This window comes from Nocardia sp. NPDC051463 (assembly GCF_040681975.1).
Taxonomy (GTDB): Bacteria; Actinomycetota; Actinomycetes; order Mycobacteriales; family Mycobacteriaceae; genus Nocardia.
The window spans coordinates 737,618-760,178 of record NZ_JBFBAB010000001.1; the positions used below are offsets into that span (position 1 = coordinate 737,618).

Below are 22,561 nucleotides of genomic sequence, written 5' to 3' on the forward strand. Positions count from 1 at the left end.
CGCGGTAGGCTCGGCCAGATGCATGTCGTCGTCATCGGTTCGGGGATCTCGGGTCTCTCGACAGCGGCCGAGCTACTCCGCGCCGAGCACGAGGTCACCGTTGTGAGTGCGGAACCGATCAGCGCTACGACGTCATTTCTTGCTGCGGCGGTGTGGTTTCCGACCGCGGCGGGTCCGGCCGACCGTGTCGGCGCGTGGAGCACGGAGACATTCGCCCATCTGGAGGCCCGCGCCGCCGCCGGTACGCCCGGGGTGCGCATGTGTGAATCGCTGGCGTTGTATCGGGGCGAACCCCGGATACCCATCTGGTCGGACACCGTGCGTGCCTTCCGCGCCGCTGACAACGACGAGCTCCCGCCCGGCTATGGATTCGGGTTCGGATTCGCCGTTCCGCTCGTCGAGATGCCCGTGTTTCTGCCGTATCTTCACGACGAGGTCGGTGCGGCAGGGGCGCGATGGATCCGGCGCCTGGTGCGCCGGCTGGATGACGTCACCGATCTGGCACCGGACGTCGTGGTCAACTGTGCCGGATTACGCGCAGGAGAACTGGTCGACGACCCGACCATTTATCCGATTCGCGGGCAGATCGTCCGCGTGACCAACCCAGGGCTGACCGTATCGGTCCGCGACGAAGCGCATCCACTCGGTCGTGCGTATGTCCACCCGCGCGAAAACGACTGTATCCTGGGCGGCTCCCTGGATGCCGACGAGTGGGACCTGACCCCGAATCCCGCTCTGACACAGTCGATCCTGGACAGGTGTCGCGATCTCGCCCCGCAACTGGCCGCAAGTCGAGTGATCGAAACGCTCGTCGGCTTGCGGCCGGGCCGCAGCGAGGTTCGACTCGAGCTGGACCGCGCTACTCCGACACCCGTAATCCACAATTACGGTCACGGCGGATCCGGCATCACCATCGGTTACGGCTGCGCACGCGAGGTCGCGACAATCGTCGACAGCCTCTGACCGCACACACTCTCGGCGGGGAACACCGTGGCGCCCACAGCCGATTCCTCCGGCCACGATCGCCGGCGAGAGCCGCACCTCGTCGTACGGCTGTCCGATCGTCTGGCCGATTCCGAGGACCCGACCGAACATGTGCCGTACGTCGACCTCAGCTGTCGAAGGCGTCGAGGATCTCTTCGGCGGCCAACGCTGCGGTAAGAGTGCCGTCGCGGACCTGTTTCTCCACCTGGGCCCGAATCGCTTTCACGTTCGGGTTGTCCGCGAGGCGGCGCAACAACTGATCATGAACCATGGTCCAGGTCCAGTCGATCTGCTGGCGGCGGCGCTTCTCGTCGAATTCCCCTGCGTCGGTAAGAACTCGGCGATGTTCGAGGACGGTGTCCCAGAACTTGTCCAGGCCAAGGCCTTCCAGACCGCTCATGGTGAGAACCGGTGGGCGCCACAGAGCGTCGTGCGAGTGGATCAGGCGCAGCGCACCCGCCAGTTCGCGGGCGGCGGTCTTGGCTTCGAGTTCGTGTTTGCCGTCGGCTTTGTTCACCGCGACCAGGTCCGCGAGTTCCAGGACACCTTTCTTGATGCCCTGCAACTGATCTCCGGTCCTGGCCAGGGTCAGGAAGCAGAAGACGTCGACCATATTGGCGACCGTCACCTCGGACTGGCCGACGCCGACGGTCTCGACCAGGATCACGTCGTATCCTGCGGCTTCGAGCAGGACAATGGTTTCGCGCGTCGCCTTGGCGACGCCGCCGAGGGTGCCCGCCGTCGGTGACGGGCGGATGTAGGCGTCGCGCTCCAACGACAGTCGGGCCATGCGGGTCTTGTCGCCGAGTATGGAGCCGCCGGTCCGGGTGGAGGACGGGTCGACCGCCAGTACCGCGACACGGTGACCCTTACCGATCAGATCCATGCCGAGCGCGTCGATGAAGGTCGACTTGCCGACGCCGGGAACACCGGTGATACCTACACGGTTCGACACCACGACATTCTCGGAGCCGGCCTCGGGAGTCAGCTGCAGTAGCAGCTGCTGCGCCAGGGCCCGGTGATCGGCCCGTGTCGATTCGACCAACGTGATCGCCCGCGCCAGGGCGGCCCGCTCGTTGTTGCGGACCGCCTCGGCGAGTACGTCTACGTCGATGACGCGTCTGCTCATTCGGCGCTGGTGGAGTCCACAGCGCCGCTACCGATCTCGTGTCCGAGCTCGCCTGCGAGCTTCTTCAACAGATCGATCGCCGCGTCGGCGATGACGGTGCCCGGCGGGAAGATGGCCGCCGCGCCTGCCTCGTACAGCTCGTCGAAGTCACCGGGCGGGATGACGCCGCCGACGATGACCATGATGTCGGGTCGCCCGACATCGGCCAGTGCCTGCCGCAGGGCGGGCACCAGCGTGAGGTGGCCCGCCGCGAGCGAGGACACACCGACCACGTGTACATCGTTGTCGGCTGCCTGCTGCGCCACCTCTTCCGGAGTCTGGAACAGCGGGCCCACATCGACGTCGAAGCCGAGGTCGGCAAAGGCCGTGGCGATCACCTTCTGACCTCGGTCGTGCCCGTCCTGGCCCATCTTCGCGACCAGGATGCGGGGGCGACGGCCCTCCGCCTCGGCGAACTCCTCGACCAGATCGATCGCCTTGCTGATATTGGTCACCTTCCCGGCCTCGTCGCGGTACACACCGGAAAGCGTACGGATTTCGGCCTGGTGGCGGCCGTACACCTGCTCCAGCGCGTCGGAGATTTCGCCGACGGTGGCCTTGGCGCGCGCCGCGTTGATAGCGAGCGCGAGCAGGTTGTTCTCCATGCCACCCCCGGAAGAGGCTGCCGCACGGGTCAATTCGGCCAGCGCCCGCTGGACCTGCGCCGAATCGCGTTCGGCGCGCAACCGTTGCAGCTTCTCGATCTGCTCGGCGCGCACCCGCGAGTTCTCGACCTTGAGCACCTCGACCTGCTGGTCCTCTTCGACCTGGTATTTGTTGACGCCGATCACCGGCTGCTGGCCGGTATCGATACGCGCCTGGGTACGAGCGGCGGCTTCTTCGATGCGCAGCTTCGGGATGCCCTCGCCAATGGCCTGCGCCATGCCGCCGTGTGCCTCTACCTCGGCGATATGGGCGCGGGCACGGTTGGCCAGCTGATGGGTGAGCCACTCGACGTAGTACGAGCCGCCCCACGGGTCGATCGGCCGGGTGGTGTTGGACTCCTGCTGAATCAGCAGCTGGGTATTGCGTGCGATGCGGGCGGAGAAGTCCGTCGGCAGCGCGAGCGCCTCGTCGAGGGCATTGGTGTGCAGCGACTGGGTGTGCCCCTGGGTCGCAGCCATCGCCTCGATACAGGTGCGCGCCACATTGTTGTAGGCGTCCTGTGCGGTGAGCGACCAGCCCGAGGTCTGCGAATGGGTGCGCAGCGATAGCGATTTCGCACTCTTCGGTTCGAACTTCGCGACCAGCTCGCTCCACAGCAGACGTCCGGCCCGCAGCTTGGCGACCTCCATGAAGAAGTTCATGCCGATGGCCCAGAAGAACGATAGCCGCGGCGCGAACTTGTCGACCTCCATGCCCGCGGCGATTCCGGCGCGGATGTACTCGACGCCGTCGGCGAGGGTGTATGCCAACTCCAGGTCGGCGGTCGCGCCAGCTTCCTGAATGTGGTAGCCGGAGATGGAGATCGAGTTGAACTTCGCCATCTTCGCGCTGGTGTAGGCGAAGATGTCGGAGATGATCCGCATCGAGGGCTCGGGTGGATAGATGTAGGTATTGCGGACCATGAACTCCTTCAGAATGTCGTTCTGAATGGTTCCGGCCAGCTGCTCCGGCGTCACGCCCTGTTCTTCGGCCGCCACGACATACAGCGCCAGGATCGGCAGCACCGCACCGTTCATGGTCATCGAGACGCTGACCTGGTCGAGCGGAATGTGATCGAACAGCTGACGCATGTCGAGGATGGAATCGATGGCGACGCCCGCCATTCCGACGTCACCCTGGACGCGCGGGTGGTCGGAGTCGTAGCCACGGTGGGTCGCCAGGTCGAACGCGACCGACAACCCCTTCTGCCCGGCCTGCAGGTTGCGGCGGTAGAAGGCATTGGAGTCGGCGGCGGTGGAGAAGCCCGCGTACTGCCGAATCGTCCACGGCTGGTTGACGTACATCGTCGGGTACGGGCCGCGTAGGAACGGTGCGATGCCCGGCACGCTGTCGAGCGGATATCCTTCCGCCGCAACGGCATCCCGATCGGCTTTGGTGAACACCGGTGGCACCTCGATGCCTTCCGGTGTCGACCACACCAGCTGCTCGGGGGCGTAGTTGTTGGCGTCGGCCGCCTCCTGCACGAAGGCATCGACCTGCGCAGCGTCCACCGCGGCGGGTTCCGCGGGATGCTCGGCCAGCGGAACCTCGGCGAAACTGCCGATCACGTGCTTGATTTCGCGAGTGGTCATCAGGCTCCTACTTTCTCCAGCAGGCCGGACAGGGCAGCGACCGCGTCGATACGGGCCGCGAGGTAGCCGTCCGGGCGCTGCGCGCCGCTCAGCTCCGCGACTGCCTGCTGCGAGCCTGCCAGCAGCACCGTCTCGATGCCGGCCGCACGCAATGCCTCGACCGCCGCGCCCGCATCGGTGCCGTAACGCTTGTCCGAACTACACAGCACTGCGATCGTGGCACCGGATTCCATTGCCGCCGTGACGATTCCGTCGTTCGCAAGCGGGCCGGGATTGATCGACTCGATGCCGCCGGAGGCCAGCAGGTTGGCGATGAAAGTGACCCGCACATTGTGCTCGGCCACCGAGCCGAGCGGCACGAGCAGCGCACGTGGCCGGCAGCCCTCCGCCGCCAGGTAGGCGTCCGAGCGATTACGCAGCGCCTCGAACCTGGCTCCGTAGCGGGCGATCCGCGATTCCTGACGCGCGTCCTCCGACAGCGGTTGTTCGGCCAGGTTCGGGAACTCGTTCACCCCGGTGACAGCGGTCTTGCGGTGCGCGACATCGGAATCCCGTGCCGCCCTTGTCGCGGCGATCCGCTCGGCGAGCAGACCGGAGTCCAGCGCGGCCCGGTAGCCGCCCGCGGCCTCGAGCTCCTGCATGAACTCCCACGCCGTCGCGGCGAGCGCGGCGGTCAGGTCTTCGACGTACCAGGAACCAGCGCCCGGATCCTGCACGTGACCGAGGCGTGATTCCTCGAGCAGCAGCAACTGCGTGTTGCGAGCCATGCGGTCGGCGAACGGCTTGGAGACGCCGAGCTCACCTGCGGGCAGTGCCGAATCGAACGGCAGCACCGTCACGGTGTCCGCACCACCGACACCCGCGCCGAACGCGGCGAGCGTGGTACGCAGCATATTCACCCATGGGTCGCGCTGGGTCATCATGGCCGCGGAGGTCACGGCATGTTGGGGTGCACCACCGAACGCGGGTGCACCGCAGACGTGCGCGACACGGGCCCAGAGCTGTCGGGCTGCACGGAGTTTCGCGATGGTGGCGAACTGGTCGTCGGTCGCGGCGAAGCGGAACTCGAGCTGACCCAGCGCATCCGCGATGTCCTGTGTCTCGGTGAGGGCCCGCAGATACTCCAGACCCGCTGCCACCGCAGCCCCGAGTTCCTGGGCGTCCGAGGCGCCCGCATCGTGGAAGACGGTGCCGTCCACGGCAATTGCGCGTACGGTCTCGGCTCGGGCGATCGCCTGCCCGGCCAGGCCGAGCGCCTCGGCCAGATCGACATCCGTGGTCGACGCGAAGCGGCTGGTGAGCGGGGCCGCCCCGAGTCCGACCTGAATGTCCGCGCGCGCGGACAGCTTGTAGCCATCGAGAACGGTGAAAATCTGCGTGGCAGCGGCGGTGGCCGCGCCACCGGCATCCAACGTCAGCGGAGCCAGTTCGAACAGCATCCCCGACAGGGCCGCGGGCACTTCGGCCACCGGCACGCCGCGCTCACCGACGCCGAGCCACACCGCGCTGATGCCGTTCGCCAGGCCGAACATGATCTCGCGGTTTGCCGCAGCGGCATCGTGTGCGCCTACATAGGCGCTCACGTACCAACCACGGTTTACGTCACGAGTCGCGTCCCGACCACGCACGAACGGGAAGGCGCCGGGCAGCGGCTGTTCCGGGCGCTCGTCTCGGCGGGTGTAGAGCGGGTTGACCGTCAGCCCGTCATAGGTGGTTTCCGCGAGCAACCGCTCGGGCTCGTCGGGAAGATCGGCGGGGTCGATCTTGCGGGCCTTCGCCAGCACCCCGGCCACGCCCTTGCGCCATTCGGCGTATTCGGGCACCGGATCCGCCGTCGGATCTGAAGCAATCGGCATAGCTGCTTTTCCTCTTCCACTCGATGACGGGCGCACCCACTGCGTGCACCCGATACCGCCGTATTCGCCCAGCTCAGCGAGTACTTAGGTTAACGAGCATTCATCCCGTTTCCTTTGATGCTAGCGGGAGGTATCCGGTCGGTTGACCGTGGCCGCCACTACCAACCGGTAACCTCGCACGGGTGACCAGATTGATCCGTGACCCCCGTATCGTCGCGTTGCTCGTCGGCGGCGGCGTGGTATTCGTCGCGGCGATGCTGGTCCCGCTACCGAGCCCGCAGCAGATGCAACAGTGGGCGAGCACGGTCGGTCCGCTCTTTCCGCTGCTGTTCTTCGTGGTGCACGCACTGGTCACCGTAGCGCCGGTACCGCGCACGGTATTGACGGTGAGCGCCGGGGTGCTCTTCGGTCCGGTACTCGGCATCGCGCTCGCGGTCTCGGCCACCACCGTCAGCGCCGCCCTGGCGATTCTGCTCGTGCGCGCGCTCGATCGGGACCGAGTGGCGGCGCACCTCACCCACCCGGCCGTGCGCGCGATCGACACTCGCCTGGAACGCCGTGGCTGGCTGGCCGTCGGCTCGCTGCGGCTGATCGCGTTCGCGCCGTTCTCGGTGATCAACTACTGCTGTGGGCTGTCCTCGATCCGATTCTGGCCCTACATGGTCGCCACCGTCGCCGGCATTCTGCCCGGCACCGTCGGCACCGTCATCCTCGGCGACGCGCTCACCGGCGGCACCCATCCCGCCATGTTCGTGGTCTCGGCCATCTGTATCGCCATCGGGATCGTCGGCCTCGTCGTCGATGCGCGATGGACGCAGACCCACGAATCCGCCCCGGCGGCGGCTACCCCTGCGCAGGTCTCGGTGTCCGAGTAGGGCACCGAGACCCGTACCGCGCGTCAGTCCACGGTCAGCTCGATAGGCACCGCGAACACGTCCACCATAGCTCCGTTGCGCAGCACCGTCACGGGTAACGAGACCCCGATCGCATCGGCGAACAGTTGACGTTGAATGCCTTGCGCATCACGCACTTCCGAGCGCGCGACGCTGAGCACCAGATCACCGCGGCGCAATCCGGCATGGTCGGCGGGACCGCCGCGCACCACCTCCACAACACGCACGCCCGCAGGCTGCCCGGTACGCGCGGCGACATTCGCAGGCAGCGGCGCGGGCACCCCGACCAGGCCGAGGTAGGCCCGGCGCACCCGCCCCTCGCCGAGCAAGGTTCTGATAATGCGCCGGGTTGTCGCGTTGATCGGAATTGCGAGGCCGAGACCGACCCCCGCCACCGCGGTGTTCACCCCGACGACTCGACCCGACGAATCTGCCAGTGCGCCACCGGAATTGCCGGGATTCAGTGCCGCGTCGGTTTGGATAACGTCCTCGATCACCCGCCCGGCGCGCCGCGACGCGACCGGCACGGCACGGCCGAGCGCACTGATCACACCCGCGGTGACCGAGCCCGCCAAACCCAGGGGACTTCCTACCGCAACCACCAACTGGCCGACGACCAGCTTGTCGGCGTCGCCGAGAACGACCGCGCCGGGCGCTCCGCCCCGGGCACGCAGCACCGCGAGATCCGACAGTGGATCGATGCCGACGACGTCGATCCGCGATTCCACTCCGTCGGCGAAGACCACCTCGCCATGGCCTGCCGAGCCGACGACGTGCGCGTTGGTCAAGAGGAAACCGTCGTCGGTGAACACCACCGCCGACCCGGACCCCCGCCGCGTCCGCACGCTCGCCACATGCGGTGTCACCGATGCCGCGACCGCGATCACGGTCCGCGAATAGGCGTCCATCGCAGCATCTTCCGCATGCTCGGCCGAGGACCGAATCGACTCGTCGTCCACGACGGCCCCCATCCTGCTGCCGGACTCATAACCTGTCCTCACCAGGATGCGCCTTTCGCAGCCGATTGCGCACCCTGTTCGCCCCCGGCGCAATCGGCGAAGGCCGGCAGGTCAACGCGCTGATCCGTGCAACACGCGGCGAAATCCCCGCCTGGACCGCGGCACGGGGATGCTCGGGCCGAGGTGCGGTCAGCGGCGGGCGATATGGCGTGGCCCCCACGAGAACCGAGCGGTGTCATGATGCCCGTCCACACCGCCGACCACCCGGAACTCGAAACCCGGGAACTGCTGCTGCACGCCCCCCGATAGCGGCGGCCAGGTCCAGCCCAGTGACATCGGCAAGTGGATCGGTATAGGACCCGTCCTCGGTCCATGCAGCGGCGACCGCCGCGGCGCGCTCCTGGTCGTCGGTCGCATTCCGCGCCGTGAAGTACCGGCCTACCGCGACATCATACTGCGACATGCTGAATCCTTCTCTGCCATAACGGTTTTGGTCGATCCGCTCGATCGTTCGAACCGGGATGCCTCCACCGTGCCCGTTCCGATCGGCGAGTCGATTACGCCAGTGGTAATGATTCATCGTGCGCTCGACCGGATGCGGCACATGACGGCGACACCACCACCGAGCACGACCTTGTCGATTCGATGGCGGTGTCGCGCAGGTGATCTCAGTGTTCGGCTATCAGCTCCGGGTCCGGGTCATGATCGTCGGACTCCGCCATCACCGCTTCGCCGCGGGCGACCATGCCCGCCTCGTCGGAGAGTTTCAGGTGCGGGATGAACAGCGCGAGCAGCACGGCGAGCAACGCGCCAGGAATCAGGTACCAGAAGCCGGGCACGAGCGCATCGACGTACGCGCCGACGATCGCGTCGTGCAGGTTCCCCGGCAAGTGCTTGACCACCGACGGGACCAGCGCGCTCGGATCGAGTCTCGCCGCCGCCGCCTCGGGCCCGTGCGCTACGAACACCTCGGTGAGGCCGTCGGTCAGCCGACTGGTGAAGATGGAGCCGAAGATCGCGACACCGAGCGCTGCGCCCATTTCCCGGAAGTAGTTGTTGGCACTGGTTGCGGTGCCGATCTGATTGGGCGCCACGGCATTCTGTACGACGAGCACGATGATCTGCATCAGCAAGCCGAGGCCCGCGCCCATCACGAACAGCATCGCCGAAACAACCCACATCGCGGTATTCCCGTCCAAGCGGGTCAACCACACCATGTCCAGGGTGATAAGCGCCGCACCCAGCGGCGGGTAGACCCGGTATCGGCCGGTCTTGGTGACCGCGGCCATCGATGTCATCAGCGTGAGCATCAGCCCGACCATCATCGGTATCAACAGCAGCCCGGAGACCGAGGCGGAGGCGCCGGTGGCCATCTGCAGGTAGGTCGGAATGAAGGCGAGCGCCGCGAACATCACGAGACCGACCAGGAACCCGATCACCGAGGTCAGCATGAAGGTCCGATTGCGGAAAAGCCATAGCGGCAGCATCGGCTCCTCGGCCCGGGCCTCCACCATCACGAACGCAGCGACTACGACCACGAACGCCGCCATCATCGTCACGATCACCGTCGAACCCCAGGCATACTGCTTGCCACCCCAATCAGTGATCAGGATCAGCAGTGTGGTCGCCGACGACATCAACACGACGCCGAGGTAGTCGGGCCGACTTTCGGGTCGGTGGGTGGGGATGCTCAGGTAGCGGAATGCGATGACCAGCGCCGCGATACCGATCGGTACGTTGATCCAGAAGCACCAGCGCCAGTCGAGATGATCGGCGAAGAAGCCGCCGAGCAGTGGGCCCGCGACCGAAGTGATGCCGAACACAGCGCCCATCGGAGCCATGTACTTGCCACGATCTTTGGCCGGCACGACATCCGCGACGATGGCCTGCGCCAGGATCATCAGGCCGCCACCACCGACACCCTGCAGCCCGCGGAAAACGATGAACTCCCAGAAGCCCGTCGAGGCGGCCGCACCGATCGACGCGGCGGTGAACACCGTGATGGCGAACAGGAAAAGCCAACGCCTGCCGAACATATCGCCGAATTTGCCGTAGATCGGCATCACGATCGTGGTGGCGAGTAGATATGAGGTGGCGGTCCAGGCCATGTGGGAGATGCCGCCCAGATCGCCGACGATGGTCGGCATCGCGGTGCCGACGATCATCTGATCGAGGCTGGCCAGGAACATCCCCGCGATCAGTGCGGAGAAGATCAGCCAGATCCGCTTCTGGGTCAGGACAATGGGGGTAGGCGGCGAATCAGCCGTGGTTGTCATCGACATGTCTCCTTTTCGAGCCAGCCGGCTTGTCGAAAAGCCGAGCGGCCATTGCACAGTGATCGCGTATTGCAGTCGCCAATGACCCGGTGGGGTCACCGGCCAAGGACATCACCGCCCTGGAGGTGATGGTTGTCACGAGTCCCGCTGTGAGCGCGGCGAATTCGGGTGTTGCCGCGGTGCCCATCCGCGCCGTCAGAAGTTCGCCGATGGCGGCCTCCAGCCGGACGCCGGAGGCGACGAAGGCCGCCAACACCCTCGGTTCGGTCTTGATGATCTCGGTCACCAACGAGATCCCTTCGCGCACTTCGCTTTCCGGCTCGAACCCCCAGGCGAACAGCCAGGTGAGATCCTCGACGAGGACGCCGGTCGGACCGCCTGCGATGAACTGCTCCCGCAGTTCCGGTGTACCGATCTCGCCGACCGGGCCGACCACCGCGTCCATCTTCGTCTCGTAGTAGTTGAAGAACGTGCGCGGGGAGACCCCGACCGCTTTCGCAATGTCCTCGACGGTCGTCGCGTCGAGCCCACGCTCGACCGCCGAACGCCGTGCCGCGAGGCTGAGGTCGAGGAGAGTCTTGCGCTTCTTCTGCGCGCGCAGACCCATCGGTGGCGCGTCGTCGCCCGCTCGAGACATGCCAGAGAATTTAGCACGATCTGCAATATTTCAGAAACTGCAATATTGCCCCACGCAGGAAACCGCCCGCGCCGTGCAGCGGCCATCGGCAGGTCCGAGCAGATACCGTGGCGTGAAAGGCAGTCCCGCGAGGATGTGGTGCGGTAATGAAACTGTTGCTCACCGGAGCGTTCGGCAATATCGGCTCGCATGTGCTCACCGAGCTGCTGCGGCGCAAACACGAGGTCCGTTGCGTGGCCGCACGTACACCCGCCGACGAGCGACGTGCGGCGCGATTCGCGTCTGTTGCCGATGTCCGCTGGGTGGACATCCGTGACGCGGCCGCGGTCGCCGACGCGGTCGCCGGCGTCGAGGTAGTGCTGCATTTCGCGGCGGTGATTCCACCGGCCAGCGACGACGATCCCGAGTACGCCAGGCAGGTCAATGTCGAGGGCACCGCGAACGTGATCGCCGCCTGCCGCGCACTGTCGAAGTCGCCCCGGCTGATCTTCGCGTCCACCTTCGACGTGCACGGTCGCACCCTGGACAAGCCGCCGCCGCGCCACGTCGAGGATCCACTGCGGGCCACCGATGCCTACAGCAGGCACAAGATCGAGGGCGAGGCGCTGGTGCGGCGCAGCGGACTGACATGGTTCATCCCGCGTTTCGCCGACGTGCCGATCATCGGCGCGCGCAAGGCAGAGTCGATCATGTTCGAGATCGGCCTCGACAACCGGATCGAGGTGCTCCACCCCGCGGACGCCGCGTTGGCCATGGCCAACGCATTGGAGACCGAACTGGTCTGGGGCACAACGATGTTCATCGGCGGCGGCGCCTCGTGCCAGGTCACCTACCGGCAGTTCGTCGCCGGTGTGCTCAACGCGATGGGGCTCCGGATGCTGCCGGAGTCGGCGTTCAGCGACAAGACCTACACCACGGACTGGCTCGACACCGAGGCGAGCCAGCGGATGCTCTGGTATCAGCGCTGCGACTTCGACGCCATTACCGCCGATATCGCCGCGACACTCGGCTGGAAGCGCCACTTGATGCCGCTGAGTCGCCCGTTCGCCGAACGGGCGATGCTCCGACTATCGCCGTACTACGCCGGGGCCTCGGACAGCTCGTGAGCGAGTCAACGGCTGGACTGTGCGGCCACGGCGGGTTTGCGCTGCAACCCCTTTCGATCGTAGAAGCGCGTGACCACCGCGCCCCCCAACAGCCCGATGGCCAAGCCGAGCACCGCCATCCCGGTGCCTCGGTACAACCCCGCCGCACCGTTGGCGTTGAAGTACAGAATCGACCGGACGCCGAGGAAGACCTGGTGCATCGGCTCGAAAGTAGCCAGCCAAGCGAAGTATTCCGGCGTGGCTTCAATGGGGACGGTGCCACCGGACGACGGCAGGCCCAGGACGATGAACAGGATGAGGTTGACCAGCAGGCCCGCGGTGCCGAAAGCGGCGAGCACCGACAGCGCGGTGACGCCGACGGCCATGATCGCGAGCACGCAGTAGAGGAACAGGGCCAGTGGGTGGTCCAGCGGCACATCCAGCAGTGTCGCGACGCCGAGAAAAAGCGCCGAGACGATGGGGGCGGTGATGGCCAGGATCGCCCACTTGAGCAGCAGGGTTCGGAACCGGGATATCGGGGCCGACGGATAGTGCACGTACCACGGCCCGTACTCGGTGGGCGCGAATCCCAGTGCAGAGTCGGTCATCGAGTGGATCGTCATTGCGCCGGTGAAGCCCGCGAGCAAAACCATCAGCGTGTAGAAGAACGCGGACAGACCTTGCCCGGTACCGTCGGGCAGCGGGCGATACGGCGCGACCACCACCTGGATCGGATGGGCGAGCATCAGTTGGCTGGCGCCCGCAAGCTCGGTCCCCGGCGTGCCGGGGCTCGGCTGCAACTTGGCGTGCACGGTATCTATGAGCTGCTTGCCGACCGTTTCGTCGACTCGGCTCAATGCTTCGTCGGCGATGCGCTGCATGACCGCGGTGGCGAAGCTGCCTGCGCGCGGGTTCGTGTGCACGGTGATCACGGGCTGCTCGACGGCTCCCGGTACGACACCGGCGGCGCCGAGAATTGCCAGCCGTTTGGTGAAATCGCTGGGTATGACAATGGCGCCGTATGCGTGCCCCTGCTTCAGCTGCCGCTGCGCTTCGGCGAATCCGACGACATGCAGGTCGATCTTGTCCGATGGCAGGTTCGCGACCAGGGCTTCGGTGATCTGGTTGCCCACGTTGGCGGACTTGTCACCGAGGACGTCGCCGTCGTCCTGATTGACGAGCGCGACCGGGAAATCATGCAGGTTCTTCGTGGGGTTGACCACATACGCGAGATACATCGTCGCCAACAGCGCCATGAGCAGCGTGACCACGGCGATCGGGGCGATCCAGCCCCGCAGCCGCAGGTGGCGGACCGGTCGATCGGCAATGTCGTCAGTCGTCATGGGCGAACCGTAATCCGTGCCGGCCGCCGGCGCCTGTCCACCCGGCAGTCCGCCACTCCGGTGCTGCACGACCAACAGCCTGTTGCCCTCGCAGTTGTTCAATCGTGAACGGAATATCCAAATTGTCTCGTCGACGGCGGGTATCCGCGTACGCTGCGAGGATGCTGACCGCTTCACAAGAGCGGCAGCGCAGACGCTGTCACAGCCTGGCAAGCACAATCGGCTCTCTTGGGTGTACACACTGATCAGCCCTGCTGGAGTCGCGGTCGGTACCGAACAGGTGCCGGCATCAGCGATACCGCTGCCGAGTGCGATGCACTCCCATCCCGGTGTCCTGCTACCCGGTCTGGTTTTTCCTCACCCGCAAGACAGGCGGTCGATTCGATGACCCCACTACACATTTCCCTGGTCACTGTCATGATGGCGTTCGCAGCCGTCATCGTGTGGCCCACGTCCCTGGTCCATCGACCGCTCAATTCCTCCCCTGTTTCGCCGCCACCTCGCCGACAAGCAAGTCCTCGACGTGACACCGAATCGCCGACTCCCGGGGCACGAGCGAATGCCCACACCGCCCCCGAAACCACCCTCACCGTCGACCAGGCGCACACGGTGATGCAGCAACACATGAATTGTCGGATTCGTAGCTGCGCCCGCAAAGCGGCCGCATTCTCCCTCCTCGTCGACGCCAATCACATCACGCCTGACCGCTCGTACTTCCGATCCCGATCGTGACGCCGAGCGGACGCCCGTCACCAGCGGTGAGCGGATAAAAATATTTCGAATACGCGACGACACCGCGCGCGAAATACACGCCGCTGCGTGCGCGGAAAGTAGCGTGTTGTCAGCGATCGAAATGTCCGCATGCATATCTGCCGTGGGAGTCCCTGGGAATGTCCATCCCGAACGCTTCAACTTCTTCCGAAGGGGTCGCCGTGCGCCACGCCTACGCCGCTCACGCTGTCCTCGGGATCGCGCTGATCCTGATCGCCACCTCGGCATGGTTCGGCGTGATCACGAGCTGAAGATTCAGCGCAATCATCCCTTGCGTGTGATGTAGACCAACGGAATCACCGCCGCCACCAGGGTTGTGACCGTGGTGGCCAGGAAGCCGTGCTGCCATTCCAGTTCCGGCATCCAGGTGAAATTCATACCGTAGAACGTCGCGATCGATGTCGGCGGCAGGAAGACGGCGGTAATGATCGTGAACACCTTGACGATCTGATTCTGCTTCACATCCAGCCAGGTCATCACGGACTGCTGTAGATATCGCACCTTGTCGTGCTCGAAACCCACGTGCTGCTTTACTCCGTCCATATCGGCGATCAGGATGGCGATCAACCCCTCGAGGTCGCCGCCGCGCGTGTCGGCCATCAGGTGACGGGCAGCGCGGGCCAGTTGCAGTTGGGTCTCCTGGACGCGGGAGACGATCTGCTCTGCCGCGTTCATCCGGGACATGGTGATGCGCATATCCGCGACACCGATCTCACGACCGCGGCGGTCGTAGCCGTTGGTGGCCATTTCGATGTCGTCGTTCATCGCTTCGAGTGCGTCACTCGCGTAGTGGATCACCCGCTCCGATTCCTCGTTCAGCGCCCATAACAGCGCGTACATCACGCCGTGCGGGGAGCGGTCAGCGCCGGATTGCGGCGCATCTTGGCGACGGCCGTGTCGAACAGGGTGAAGGGACCGTCCGGTTGTAACGTCACCAGGAAGTCACTGCCGAGCGCGAACATGATCGTGTCGCGTTCGATGATGTCACCACGCTTGTGATTGACGACGACCGGCAAGTAGATGAAATCGTCTGTCTCCCATACTCGATTCCTCGCCGTCGCGAAATCGACACCCAGCCGCACCCGCAGCACCGCCGCCGTGTCGGAGTCGGTGGCAGAGAGTGGAATCCAGTGCTGCTGCAGAACTTCGGTGTCGAATCGGTCGGTGAGCACGACCGCGGCGGTCACTGTCATCGACTACTGCCCGTAGGAGGAGTGTGCGGGTGTGACCGACGACGAGCCGACCGGCTGTTGCCCACGCACATAGTGCATCGTCAGCAGGGCCGCACCGATCAACAGATAGACGCCGATCGTGAACCAGATCGCCTGGCGTTCCAAATTCGGTGCGCAATGGGGCGATTCGATCTTGTCGAACAGGGTGGCCATGGTAGGGCTCCAATACTTGCCGTCGTCTTGATGTGCTGTGCGCAGCATCGAGCCACGCCCGGGTATCGGCCGACCACAGCGAGATTCGCGAGGCCGTACCGAACGCAAACGACCGGACGCTCGGTAGGTCCGAGGCACCAGTCTGTCGGGTCGAGAGGTTTGCTGGATGTGTGTCGCTGCCGACGACTATCGGCGGCGGACGACGCGCACAGGTCAACGACGACCGGGCACAACCCGTTTCGCGAGGGCAGCCCGACTGTAGACGTCGATACTGTCATCCGGCATCTGCCGCTCACCCCGCTTCGTGTGGTTGATCCCGGCGCACGAATTGCGCCACCATTCATTAGAAACCCGAACTTGCGCGTCCGTCGATCAGTTGCGCAAGTGTTCACCAACGCGACGGAATCCCCGGCCCCACCACACGCGTGGTGTACCGCTGGGTCTGATTTCGGTGTTCTCGGAGGATCAGTGGAACTTGCCTGTCAGCAGGCGATCTCGCTGACTTCGCTGTGCGGATGCAGTGTGCGGAATTTGCTGCCGTGGAAGACAAGTGGGTCTACTTCGCCGGGCGCGGCGAGGCGGTTGATGCGGAGCAGGACAACAGCATGGTCGCCCGCGGGCACCTGAACCTCGACCACGCCTTCGATCCACGCGGCGGCGCCGTCGACGAAGATCGCATCCGTGGCGCCACGGTAGAGGTCGACATTGTGGAAGCGATTGCCGCTGCGGGTGCTCAGCGCTCGGGCCGCGTCTTCCTGATGGGTGCCGAGCAGACTCAGACCGAGGTGGGTGGCGTTGCGCAGCTTCGGCCAGGTCGCCGAGCTGTTCTGCACGCAGAACGACACCAGGGGCGGGTCGAGCGAGACAGGGACGAACGTGCTCACGGCCAGGCCGTGCCGGACGCCATCGATCTCGGCGCATACCGCGACCACGCCGCTGGGAAAGCTGGCGAAGGCGTGGCGCAGGCCCGCGCCGTCGGCGGGAAACTCGAAGAGGTCATGCATGATTCGCGGTCCTTGTACCTAGTGCCTGCGCGACGGCACGCCACCGATCGGTGTATCGCTCGATCACACCGTCTTCCTGGAATGTGCGGTCCGAGAGGTAGAGGCCCGGCAGGGCCGCTGTCGCGCCGAGTTCGACCAGCACCGGCTTCAACAGTAGATCCGGCGCGAACGCGTGGACCGGGCCGGCGCCCAGCATGACCGGGACGGCGACGACATCGGCTAGTCCGGTGCCGCCGTCGAACTGTTCGAGGAACAGCTTCAGCAGGCCGGTGTAGGTGGCCTTGAAGGTGGGGCTGGCGAACACGACAAGCTCCGAGGCGGCGACGGCTTGCACCGCCGCGGCGACCGCGGGGTCGCCCCACGACAGCAGGCCCGCACCGAAGGAGACGAGGTCGATCACCCCGGGCTCGGCATCCGGGCGCAGCCCCTTCGCGACAAGGGTGGCCGCGGTCAGCGTTCGAGAGGCAAGCTTGGGGTTTCCGACAACGACCGTCACTGTCACTTTCGTATCCTTCTCTCGCTCTTGCGCTTTCGGCTGATGGTTGGGTCAGATGGCTCCATGCAGCGGTGGTGGCGTGTCGTGCAGCAATGCTCGGCCGATGTGCTGGCGGAGGGTGCGGCGCGCTTGCTTCTCGGTGTTGCGGGCACTGTTGTTCGCCGCTGTCTGCACCGGCTTGTTGCTGTGTTCGACATCCCAGCGGTGCGCTGCTCGACGTCGTCGGCGACCAGTTCCCCGCTGACATGGGGAACCCAGGAGACGAAACAGATCCGGTCGGCGATGTTGTCCGTGGTCATAGCTGATGCTCCAATGTTGTCGGAGAACCCCGTCGATCGGAGGCCGGGCACGGCCGTGCACCCGGCGCCCCTCTACTCCAGCACCGTTAGCCGGTCGGGCACGAGGGTTTGAATCTGCACGATCGGATCGGTGCCCGGCGGGAACGGTCCGGCGCAGGCGTGGCGGTGTTCGAGAAGGTCGACCTGCACGAGCAATTCGACACAGAAGTCACGATTCGTCCGGGTCGACCGTGACGGCCTGTGCCATTTTCACCAACGCACCATGCAGTGCTGTCGCCACCCCTCCTGCCCTTTCCCCGCGCAACACGACCTCGGTGAACCCCTCGATCAACGCCGTGCCTGGGTCGAGCAGCCCGTGACCGAAACTTCCTTTACCACGGAGACTCTCGGCGATCAGTGTCCGCTGCGCTTCTTGGTGGGCACGGAAATTGCCCGCGGTATCGAGTGCTCGACCGAATTCGCGAACGATCGTCACGTACACCGGCCGCTCGTCGTAGTCGTGCCGTTTGCCACGGGTCCGGGTTGCCGAGGCCACCGCCCCTGCCGCGCGAATCGGGTTCGAGACAGCGGCCCTGTCGAGGACAATCCAGTTCGCCGGGGCCCCGGGTTCCTCCCCATCGGAAACCTGCTCTCGCACCAGACGTGACGGCGAGCCGTCACGTATTTCGGCAATCTCGATGCCACGTAGGGGAATCGGATACTTCGCGAGCATGTCGTCGACAGCAATCGCAATTTCGCGAACGGTGGGTTCCGAGATGCCGGCCGTGTCGAACCCGATGATCTCCAAATCGTGTTTGGCCGCCATCTGGCGGGCGATTCGCATGGCTTCCTCATCGGTCCCGGCGCTGGTCGGTCGTCGCGATACCACGGAATCGTGGTGACGAGATCGCGCCCGCCAACGAAGTCGCGACGGGGGCACGACGGTCGCGCCAGTACTCGGCAGACGGGGAGCAGACACGTCTGTGGCACCAATAATCGGTAGCGGGAGCGCATGCTGGACCCCAGCATCCGGGCTCGGCACGCGCGGCACAGATGCGTCGGAACCACCCCTGGTCGGCACACCGAGCGCAGACACGGCACCGGCATCAGCACTCGGTCCGACAGACACAACACCGACACCCGGCACAGACACGTCTGTGGCACCAGCAATCGGTAGCGGGTGCTGGACCCCAGCATCCGGGCTCGGCACGCGCGGCACAGATGCGTCGGATCCACCCCTGGTCGGCACACCGAGCGCAGACACGGCATCAGCACTCGGTCCGACAGACACAACACCGACACCCGGCACAGACACGTCGGCAGCACCGCCTGGCACCGGAAGTGCAGACGAGGCGGTGCCGCTGACGCTCGGCGTGCGTGACGTGGACGGTCGTGAGGATGCGCTGGACGCGGGGCGGCAGGATGAGCTCGCGGGTGCGACTGGTGGCCTGTGTGACCACGGTGTGGGGCCTGGTTTGCGGGCGACGGCGGGGTTGCCCGCGGACGGACCAGCGACTTTCGAGACCACCACGCTCGTGTCACTGATGGGCGGCAGTCCTACCTCATGGGCACCCACATTCGGCGAGCCCCGGAGATGATCACGCCGGCCACTGTCCATGTGCGCTTCGGCGCTCGCAATGGCAGCCTTCAATTCGGTGACGGTTCGAGACGCCGACGAGATGAGGTGCTCCAGCGTCGACACCATCGCGCGAAGTTCGCCGGGGTCGATCGGCAACGACTGACTCACCGATGTCTCCTGCTGGTCGTTCCGGCGGTCAGGTCATGCCGAGTGGATGGGGCGCACCAGCCTTCCGATCTCACGTTGGCTCGTCAGCCGATTGTCGCCCAACCGAAGCCCGCTCAACTCCGTCGGGTACCTCCGATATTGGGAAGGCTCGACAATGTGAGGTCACTGACCGAACGAGTCGGCTCGAAGCACACCGTCTCGCGGGAACATCCTAGGATCCACCCATGTCGTTCACTGTTCCCGACCTCTCCGGCGACCGGTCCGAGCAGTACCGCCAGCTCGTCGAGCAGGCCGAAGCGCTGGTCACCGGTGAGCCCGACCGCATCGCCAATGCGGCCAACCTGTCGTCGCTGGTTTTTCACGCGCTACCCGATCTCAATTGGGTCGGGTTCTATTTCTATGACGGTCGGGAACTCGTAGTCGGGCCCTTCCAGGGCAAACCGGCATGCGTCCGAATAGCACTCGGCAAAGGCGTGTGCGGAACAGCCGCCGATACGCGGGAAACCCAACTCGTACCCGACGTGCATGCTTTTCCCGGCCATATCGCGTGCGACGGTGACACCCGATCGGAAATCGTCGTGCCACTCGTTCACAACGGCGAGCTCGTCGGAGTCTTCGATCTGGACAGCCCTCGTCCGGACCGCTTCGACGCGATCGATCAGCACGGACTCGAAGCCGTCGCACACGTCTTCCTGGCCGTCATCTAGACCGAGCGCACCGGCCCTGTACGGGATGCGCCGGTGCCAAATCGCGTGGGTAACCGCGGTCGATCAGTTGCGCAAGTATTCGCATCGTGCGACGCTACCCACACGGTGGAGGCGGAAGTGACCGAGCACGACGAATCTCCGGGTCCCATCCCGGCAGATCGATTACACGACGCGGCAGCAGTTTTCGGCATGCTCGCCGCTACCGCCCGCCTCCAGATCCTGTGGCTGCTCAGTCAGCACGAGCGCGATGTCGGAACCCTGGCCGCCGAAATCGGGCAATCCGTCCCCGCGGTGAGCCAGCACCTGGCAAAGCTCAAGCTGGCAGGTCTGGTTCACGCCCGAAAAGCAGGCCGCCACAACGTGTACGCCATCGCCCACCCGGACATCGCCGACATCGTCGGTCTCGCCTTCCGCCATCACCTCCGCGGCACTGCGAGGCCAGGAACGATCGAGCCTTGAGCAACCGCGACGACGGCAGTCCGCGGTGATTATTTGGGCTGCCGCAGGTTGTAAACGGTGGCGCTGCCTACCGACATCGGCGTAAAGGTAGCCCCGACCCATTCCGCGATGTCAGCGTGCCCGCTGCTCTGTGATCCGCCCCGACCCTGGCCCGATCCCGGCTGCCGGCCGGCTGTCGGTCCTGGGCCCGATGTTGTCTGCTGGTCGGAGACGGCGCTCTGGTCCCCCGTTTGCCCCGCACCGGGTGCGGAGCCGTGGCCTTGCGCTGGAGCTCGGTGGGCTGACGGCTGATCCGGTGCCGGTTGCTGCCCTGGCTCGCCGGTTCGGGAGTTCCGAGGCGGCATCGCGATGTAGTAGGTGACCTCGCCTTTCTGCACAAAATCCTGGAACTCGCCGAGCGTCGGTGTCGGGTCGTTCTTGAAACCACCGATGGCCATTACCGCAGTGTCGCTGGCCAATTCGAGCGCGGCCGCGGGCGAGGAGCGATCGATGGCGGCGGACCATCGTGTCGTGGTGGCTCGCAGCATCGCCGTCAATGCGGGGCTCGCCGTGTCCGTACCTGGGTAGCCGCCGGAACCCCGCCGTCCCGGCTCGGCAGGGCCGACGACGGGGCTGCCGCCGGTATGCGCCTGCCCCAGCGTTGCCGCCGCGTATGCCGAGGTGCCGCCGAGCCCCGCGAGGACACCGAGGACGATCAGCACGGTCGAGAAGCGGCGCAGCCCAGACCACGAGGTGGCGACCACGCCGACGGCGGTAACAATCGTGACGACGAGTATCGACCATCGCACAAACGGCAACCAATCCGAATTGCGCTGTAGCAGTATAAAACCCCAGCCACCACTGGCGACAATCAGCGCCGCGGAGCCGTACCGGCCGAGGCCGAGGCCGCGCAGCCGCCACATTTCGGCAACACCGAGCCCGAACAGTCCGGCGATCGCGGGCGCTATGGCGAGGGTGTAGTAGGCGTGCATGCCTCCGTTCATGTAGCTGAAGACGATGCCATCCACTACCAACCAAACGCCGAAGACAACCGCGCCAGCACGGACGAGATCGGTGCGCGGACGACGACCACGGGCTACCAACACCAATGCGCAGGCGAGCAGCGCCGCGGGGATGAGCCAGCTGATCTCGAATCCGATTTCACCGGTGAACAGTCGGGCGCCGCCCGCGTGGGAGCCGACGCCACCGAATCCGGAGCCCCCGCGTCCGGGATAGACCTCCTGTGGCTGGACACCAGCGGGCATACCCGCCCGCCCGGCGCCGTCGCGGCCCTGGATGCGCTGCAGCCCGTTGTAGCCGAACACCAGGTCCATGAAAGTGTCGTCCGTGGAACCGGCCATGTAGGGGCGAGAATACTTGGGCCACAGCATCGTCAAAACGACATACCACCCCGACGACGCAACGAGCGCGGCACCGGCACCGAGCAGGTGCAGTAGCCGCTTGCCGAGGGTGGACGGTGCGGCCACCAGATAGGCAATCCCCAACGCGGGCAACACCATCAGGCCCTCCAGCATCTTCGCGAGGAAAGCGAAGCCGAGCGTGACCCCTGCCAGGGCGAGCCACCCGGCGCCTGCCCGCGGCAAGGCCCGAATCGTGCAGTAGGCGCCCGCCGTCATCAGCAGCACCATGACGGCGTCCGGATTATTGAACCGAAACATCATGACGGCCACCGGCATCAACGCGAGCGCCCCTCCCGCGAGCAGTCCGGCCCCGCGCCCGCGTACCTCAGCAACCGCGCCGTAGAGCAGCGCTACCGCGGCTACCGCCATCAATCCCTGCGGCACCAACATGCTCGCACTGGAGAATCCGAACAGCTGCCCGGACAACCCCATCACCCACTGCGACACCGGCGGTTTGTCGACGGTGATGAAGTTGCCGCGGTCCAACGATCCGAACAGCAGCGCCTTCCAATTCTCGGCCCCGGCCTGCGCCGACGCGGCATAGAACCCATTTCCCATACCATTGACGGTGATGTTCCATAGGTAGGCGACGCCGGTCCCCACCAGTAGCGTCGCCAACCCGAGGCGTTCCCATACCCGATCGGACACCCCGAAGTGCTCGAGGTCCCCCGGCAACGATCTCAAGTCCGCGTTCTCCACCGAACTCGCACCATCGGCATTGATCGACCTCTCAGCGGCATTGGTCACAGCGGAATTCTCGGCGTCCCAGGATCACGTCCGCTGTGTACCGGCTGGCAGTTTCCTGTGAGTGTCACCGCCGCCACCTCAGCGAGCCTGCCGAATCGGCCACAAGGCGACGCCCGAAGTCCCGTTCGG

21 protein-coding genes are annotated in these 22,561 nt (G+C 65.6%); 6 read left to right on the forward strand and 15 right to left on the reverse strand.

Translation table 11 applies throughout. From position 1 onward, the window contains the following. The first annotated feature begins 18 nt into the window (after positions 1-18). Positions 19-963 (forward strand): FAD-dependent oxidoreductase, encoded by a 945-nt coding sequence (locus AB0M74_RS03300; protein WP_364901113.1) that lies wholly within the window; start codon positions 19-21, stop codon positions 961-963. A gap of 148 nt (positions 964-1,111) precedes the next feature. Here the strand turns inward: AB0M74_RS03300 and meaB are convergent, their stop codons facing one another. The 3 genes from meaB to AB0M74_RS03315 are packed head-to-tail and all read right to left on the reverse strand — an operon-like array spanning position 1,112 to position 6,245. Further along, positions 1,112-2,113: a methylmalonyl Co-A mutase-associated GTPase MeaB gene (gene meaB, locus AB0M74_RS03305; protein WP_364901115.1), complete on the reverse strand. Its 1,002-nt coding sequence runs from the start codon at positions 2,111-2,113 to the stop codon at positions 1,112-1,114. Then, positions 2,110-4,389 carry a methylmalonyl-CoA mutase gene (gene scpA / locus AB0M74_RS03310; protein ID WP_364901117.1) on the reverse strand — a complete coding sequence of 760 codons (2,280 nt, stop codon included), beginning with the start codon at positions 4,387-4,389 and terminating at the stop codon, positions 2,110-2,112. The genes meaB and scpA overlap by 4 nt, the downstream gene beginning before the upstream one ends. Further along, a complete protein-coding gene (locus tag AB0M74_RS03315) occupies positions 4,389-6,245 on the reverse strand; it encodes a methylmalonyl-CoA mutase family protein (RefSeq protein WP_364901119.1) in 1,857 nt (618 codons plus the stop codon). Before AB0M74_RS03315 ends, scpA begins: the two co-directional genes overlap by 1 nt. 182 nt (positions 6,246-6,427) lie before the next feature. On the opposite strand from AB0M74_RS03315, the gene AB0M74_RS03320 reads away from it, so the two are divergent. Then, on the forward strand, positions 6,428-7,120 hold the full coding sequence (locus tag AB0M74_RS03320; RefSeq protein ID WP_364901121.1) for a TVP38/TMEM64 family protein: 693 nt from the start codon (positions 6,428-6,430) through the stop codon (positions 7,118-7,120). A gap of 23 nt (positions 7,121-7,143) precedes the next feature. On the opposite strand, the gene AB0M74_RS03325 is transcribed toward AB0M74_RS03320, so the two are convergent. The 4 genes from AB0M74_RS03325 to AB0M74_RS03340 all read right to left on the reverse strand — a co-directional run bounded on the left by AB0M74_RS03325 (position 7,144) and on the right by AB0M74_RS03340 (position 11,010). Further along, on the reverse strand, positions 7,144-8,046 hold the full coding sequence (locus AB0M74_RS03325) for a trypsin-like peptidase domain-containing protein (protein ID WP_364901930.1): 903 nt from the start codon (positions 8,044-8,046) through the stop codon (positions 7,144-7,146). A 286-nt stretch (positions 8,047-8,332) separates the two neighbouring features. Further along, on the reverse strand, positions 8,333-8,560 hold the full coding sequence (locus AB0M74_RS03330; protein ID WP_364901123.1) for a hypothetical protein: 228 nt from the start codon (positions 8,558-8,560) through the stop codon (positions 8,333-8,335). Between the two features lie 205 nt (positions 8,561-8,765). Then, positions 8,766-10,373: an MDR family MFS transporter gene (locus AB0M74_RS03335; RefSeq protein WP_364901125.1), complete on the reverse strand. Its 1,608-nt coding sequence runs from the start codon at positions 10,371-10,373 to the stop codon at positions 8,766-8,768. After that, complete coding sequence (locus AB0M74_RS03340) at positions 10,357-11,010, reverse strand: TetR/AcrR family transcriptional regulator (RefSeq protein WP_364901127.1); 654 nt, start codon at positions 11,008-11,010, stop codon at positions 10,357-10,359. Before AB0M74_RS03340 ends, AB0M74_RS03335 begins: the two co-directional genes overlap by 17 nt. A 146-nt stretch (positions 11,011-11,156) precedes the next feature. Between AB0M74_RS03340 and AB0M74_RS03345 the strand changes: the two genes are divergently transcribed. Then, positions 11,157-12,116, forward strand: a complete 960-nt coding sequence (locus tag AB0M74_RS03345; protein ID WP_364901129.1) for an NAD(P)-dependent oxidoreductase — start codon at positions 11,157-11,159, stop codon at positions 12,114-12,116. Positions 12,117-12,121: 5 nt separating this feature from the next. Here the strand turns inward: AB0M74_RS03345 and AB0M74_RS03350 are convergent, their stop codons facing one another. Then, positions 12,122-13,438 carry a DUF3533 domain-containing protein gene (locus AB0M74_RS03350; RefSeq protein ID WP_364901131.1) on the reverse strand — a complete coding sequence of 439 codons (1,317 nt, stop codon included), beginning with the start codon at positions 13,436-13,438 and terminating at the stop codon, positions 12,122-12,124. A gap of 890 nt (positions 13,439-14,328) precedes the next feature. Between AB0M74_RS03350 and AB0M74_RS03355 the strand changes: the two genes are divergently transcribed. Further along, the gene (locus tag AB0M74_RS03355; protein WP_364901133.1) at positions 14,329-14,460 is read left to right on the forward strand and encodes a hypothetical protein; all 132 of its coding nucleotides are present in this window, start codon (positions 14,329-14,331) and stop codon (positions 14,458-14,460) included. 13 nt (positions 14,461-14,473) lie between these two features. Here the strand turns inward: AB0M74_RS03355 and AB0M74_RS03360 are convergent, their stop codons facing one another. From AB0M74_RS03360 to AB0M74_RS03385, 6 genes are all read right to left on the reverse strand, one after another. Beyond that, positions 14,474-15,049 (reverse strand): CorA family divalent cation transporter, encoded by a 576-nt coding sequence (locus AB0M74_RS03360; protein ID WP_364901932.1) that lies wholly within the window; start codon positions 15,047-15,049, stop codon positions 14,474-14,476. After that, entirely contained in the window at positions 15,049-15,402 is a 354-nt protein-coding gene (locus AB0M74_RS03365) for a hypothetical protein (RefSeq protein WP_364901135.1), read from the reverse strand. The genes AB0M74_RS03360 and AB0M74_RS03365 overlap by 1 nt, the downstream gene beginning before the upstream one ends. A gap of 3 nt (positions 15,403-15,405) precedes the next feature. Beyond that, positions 15,406-15,594: a hypothetical protein gene (locus AB0M74_RS03370; RefSeq protein ID WP_364901137.1), complete on the reverse strand. Its 189-nt coding sequence runs from the start codon at positions 15,592-15,594 to the stop codon at positions 15,406-15,408. Positions 15,595-16,076: 482 nt separating this feature from the next. Further along, positions 16,077-16,598 carry a flavin reductase family protein gene (locus AB0M74_RS03375; protein ID WP_364901139.1) on the reverse strand — a complete coding sequence of 174 codons (522 nt, stop codon included), beginning with the start codon at positions 16,596-16,598 and terminating at the stop codon, positions 16,077-16,079. After that, positions 16,591-17,100 (reverse strand): NAD(P)H-dependent oxidoreductase, encoded by a 510-nt coding sequence (locus tag AB0M74_RS03380; protein ID WP_364901141.1) that lies wholly within the window; start codon positions 17,098-17,100, stop codon positions 16,591-16,593. Before AB0M74_RS03380 ends, AB0M74_RS03375 begins: the two co-directional genes overlap by 8 nt. 501 nt (positions 17,101-17,601) lie before the next feature. Next, positions 17,602-18,216, reverse strand: a complete 615-nt coding sequence (locus AB0M74_RS03385) for a hypothetical protein (protein ID WP_364901143.1) — start codon at positions 18,214-18,216, stop codon at positions 17,602-17,604. 1,127 nt (positions 18,217-19,343) lie between these two features. Between AB0M74_RS03385 and AB0M74_RS03390 the strand changes: the two genes are divergently transcribed. After that, entirely contained in the window at positions 19,344-19,826 is a 483-nt protein-coding gene (locus AB0M74_RS03390) for a GAF domain-containing protein (RefSeq protein WP_364901145.1), read from the forward strand. 117 nt (positions 19,827-19,943) lie between these two features. Beyond that, on the forward strand, positions 19,944-20,285 hold the full coding sequence (locus AB0M74_RS03395) for a metalloregulator ArsR/SmtB family transcription factor (RefSeq protein ID WP_364901146.1): 342 nt from the start codon (positions 19,944-19,946) through the stop codon (positions 20,283-20,285). A 29-nt stretch (positions 20,286-20,314) separates the two neighbouring features. Here the strand turns inward: AB0M74_RS03395 and AB0M74_RS03400 are convergent, their stop codons facing one another. Then, a complete protein-coding gene (locus AB0M74_RS03400) occupies positions 20,315-22,432 on the reverse strand; it encodes a glycosyltransferase family 39 protein (RefSeq protein WP_364901148.1) in 2,118 nt (705 codons plus the stop codon). Positions 22,433-22,561: the final 129 nt, after the last annotated feature.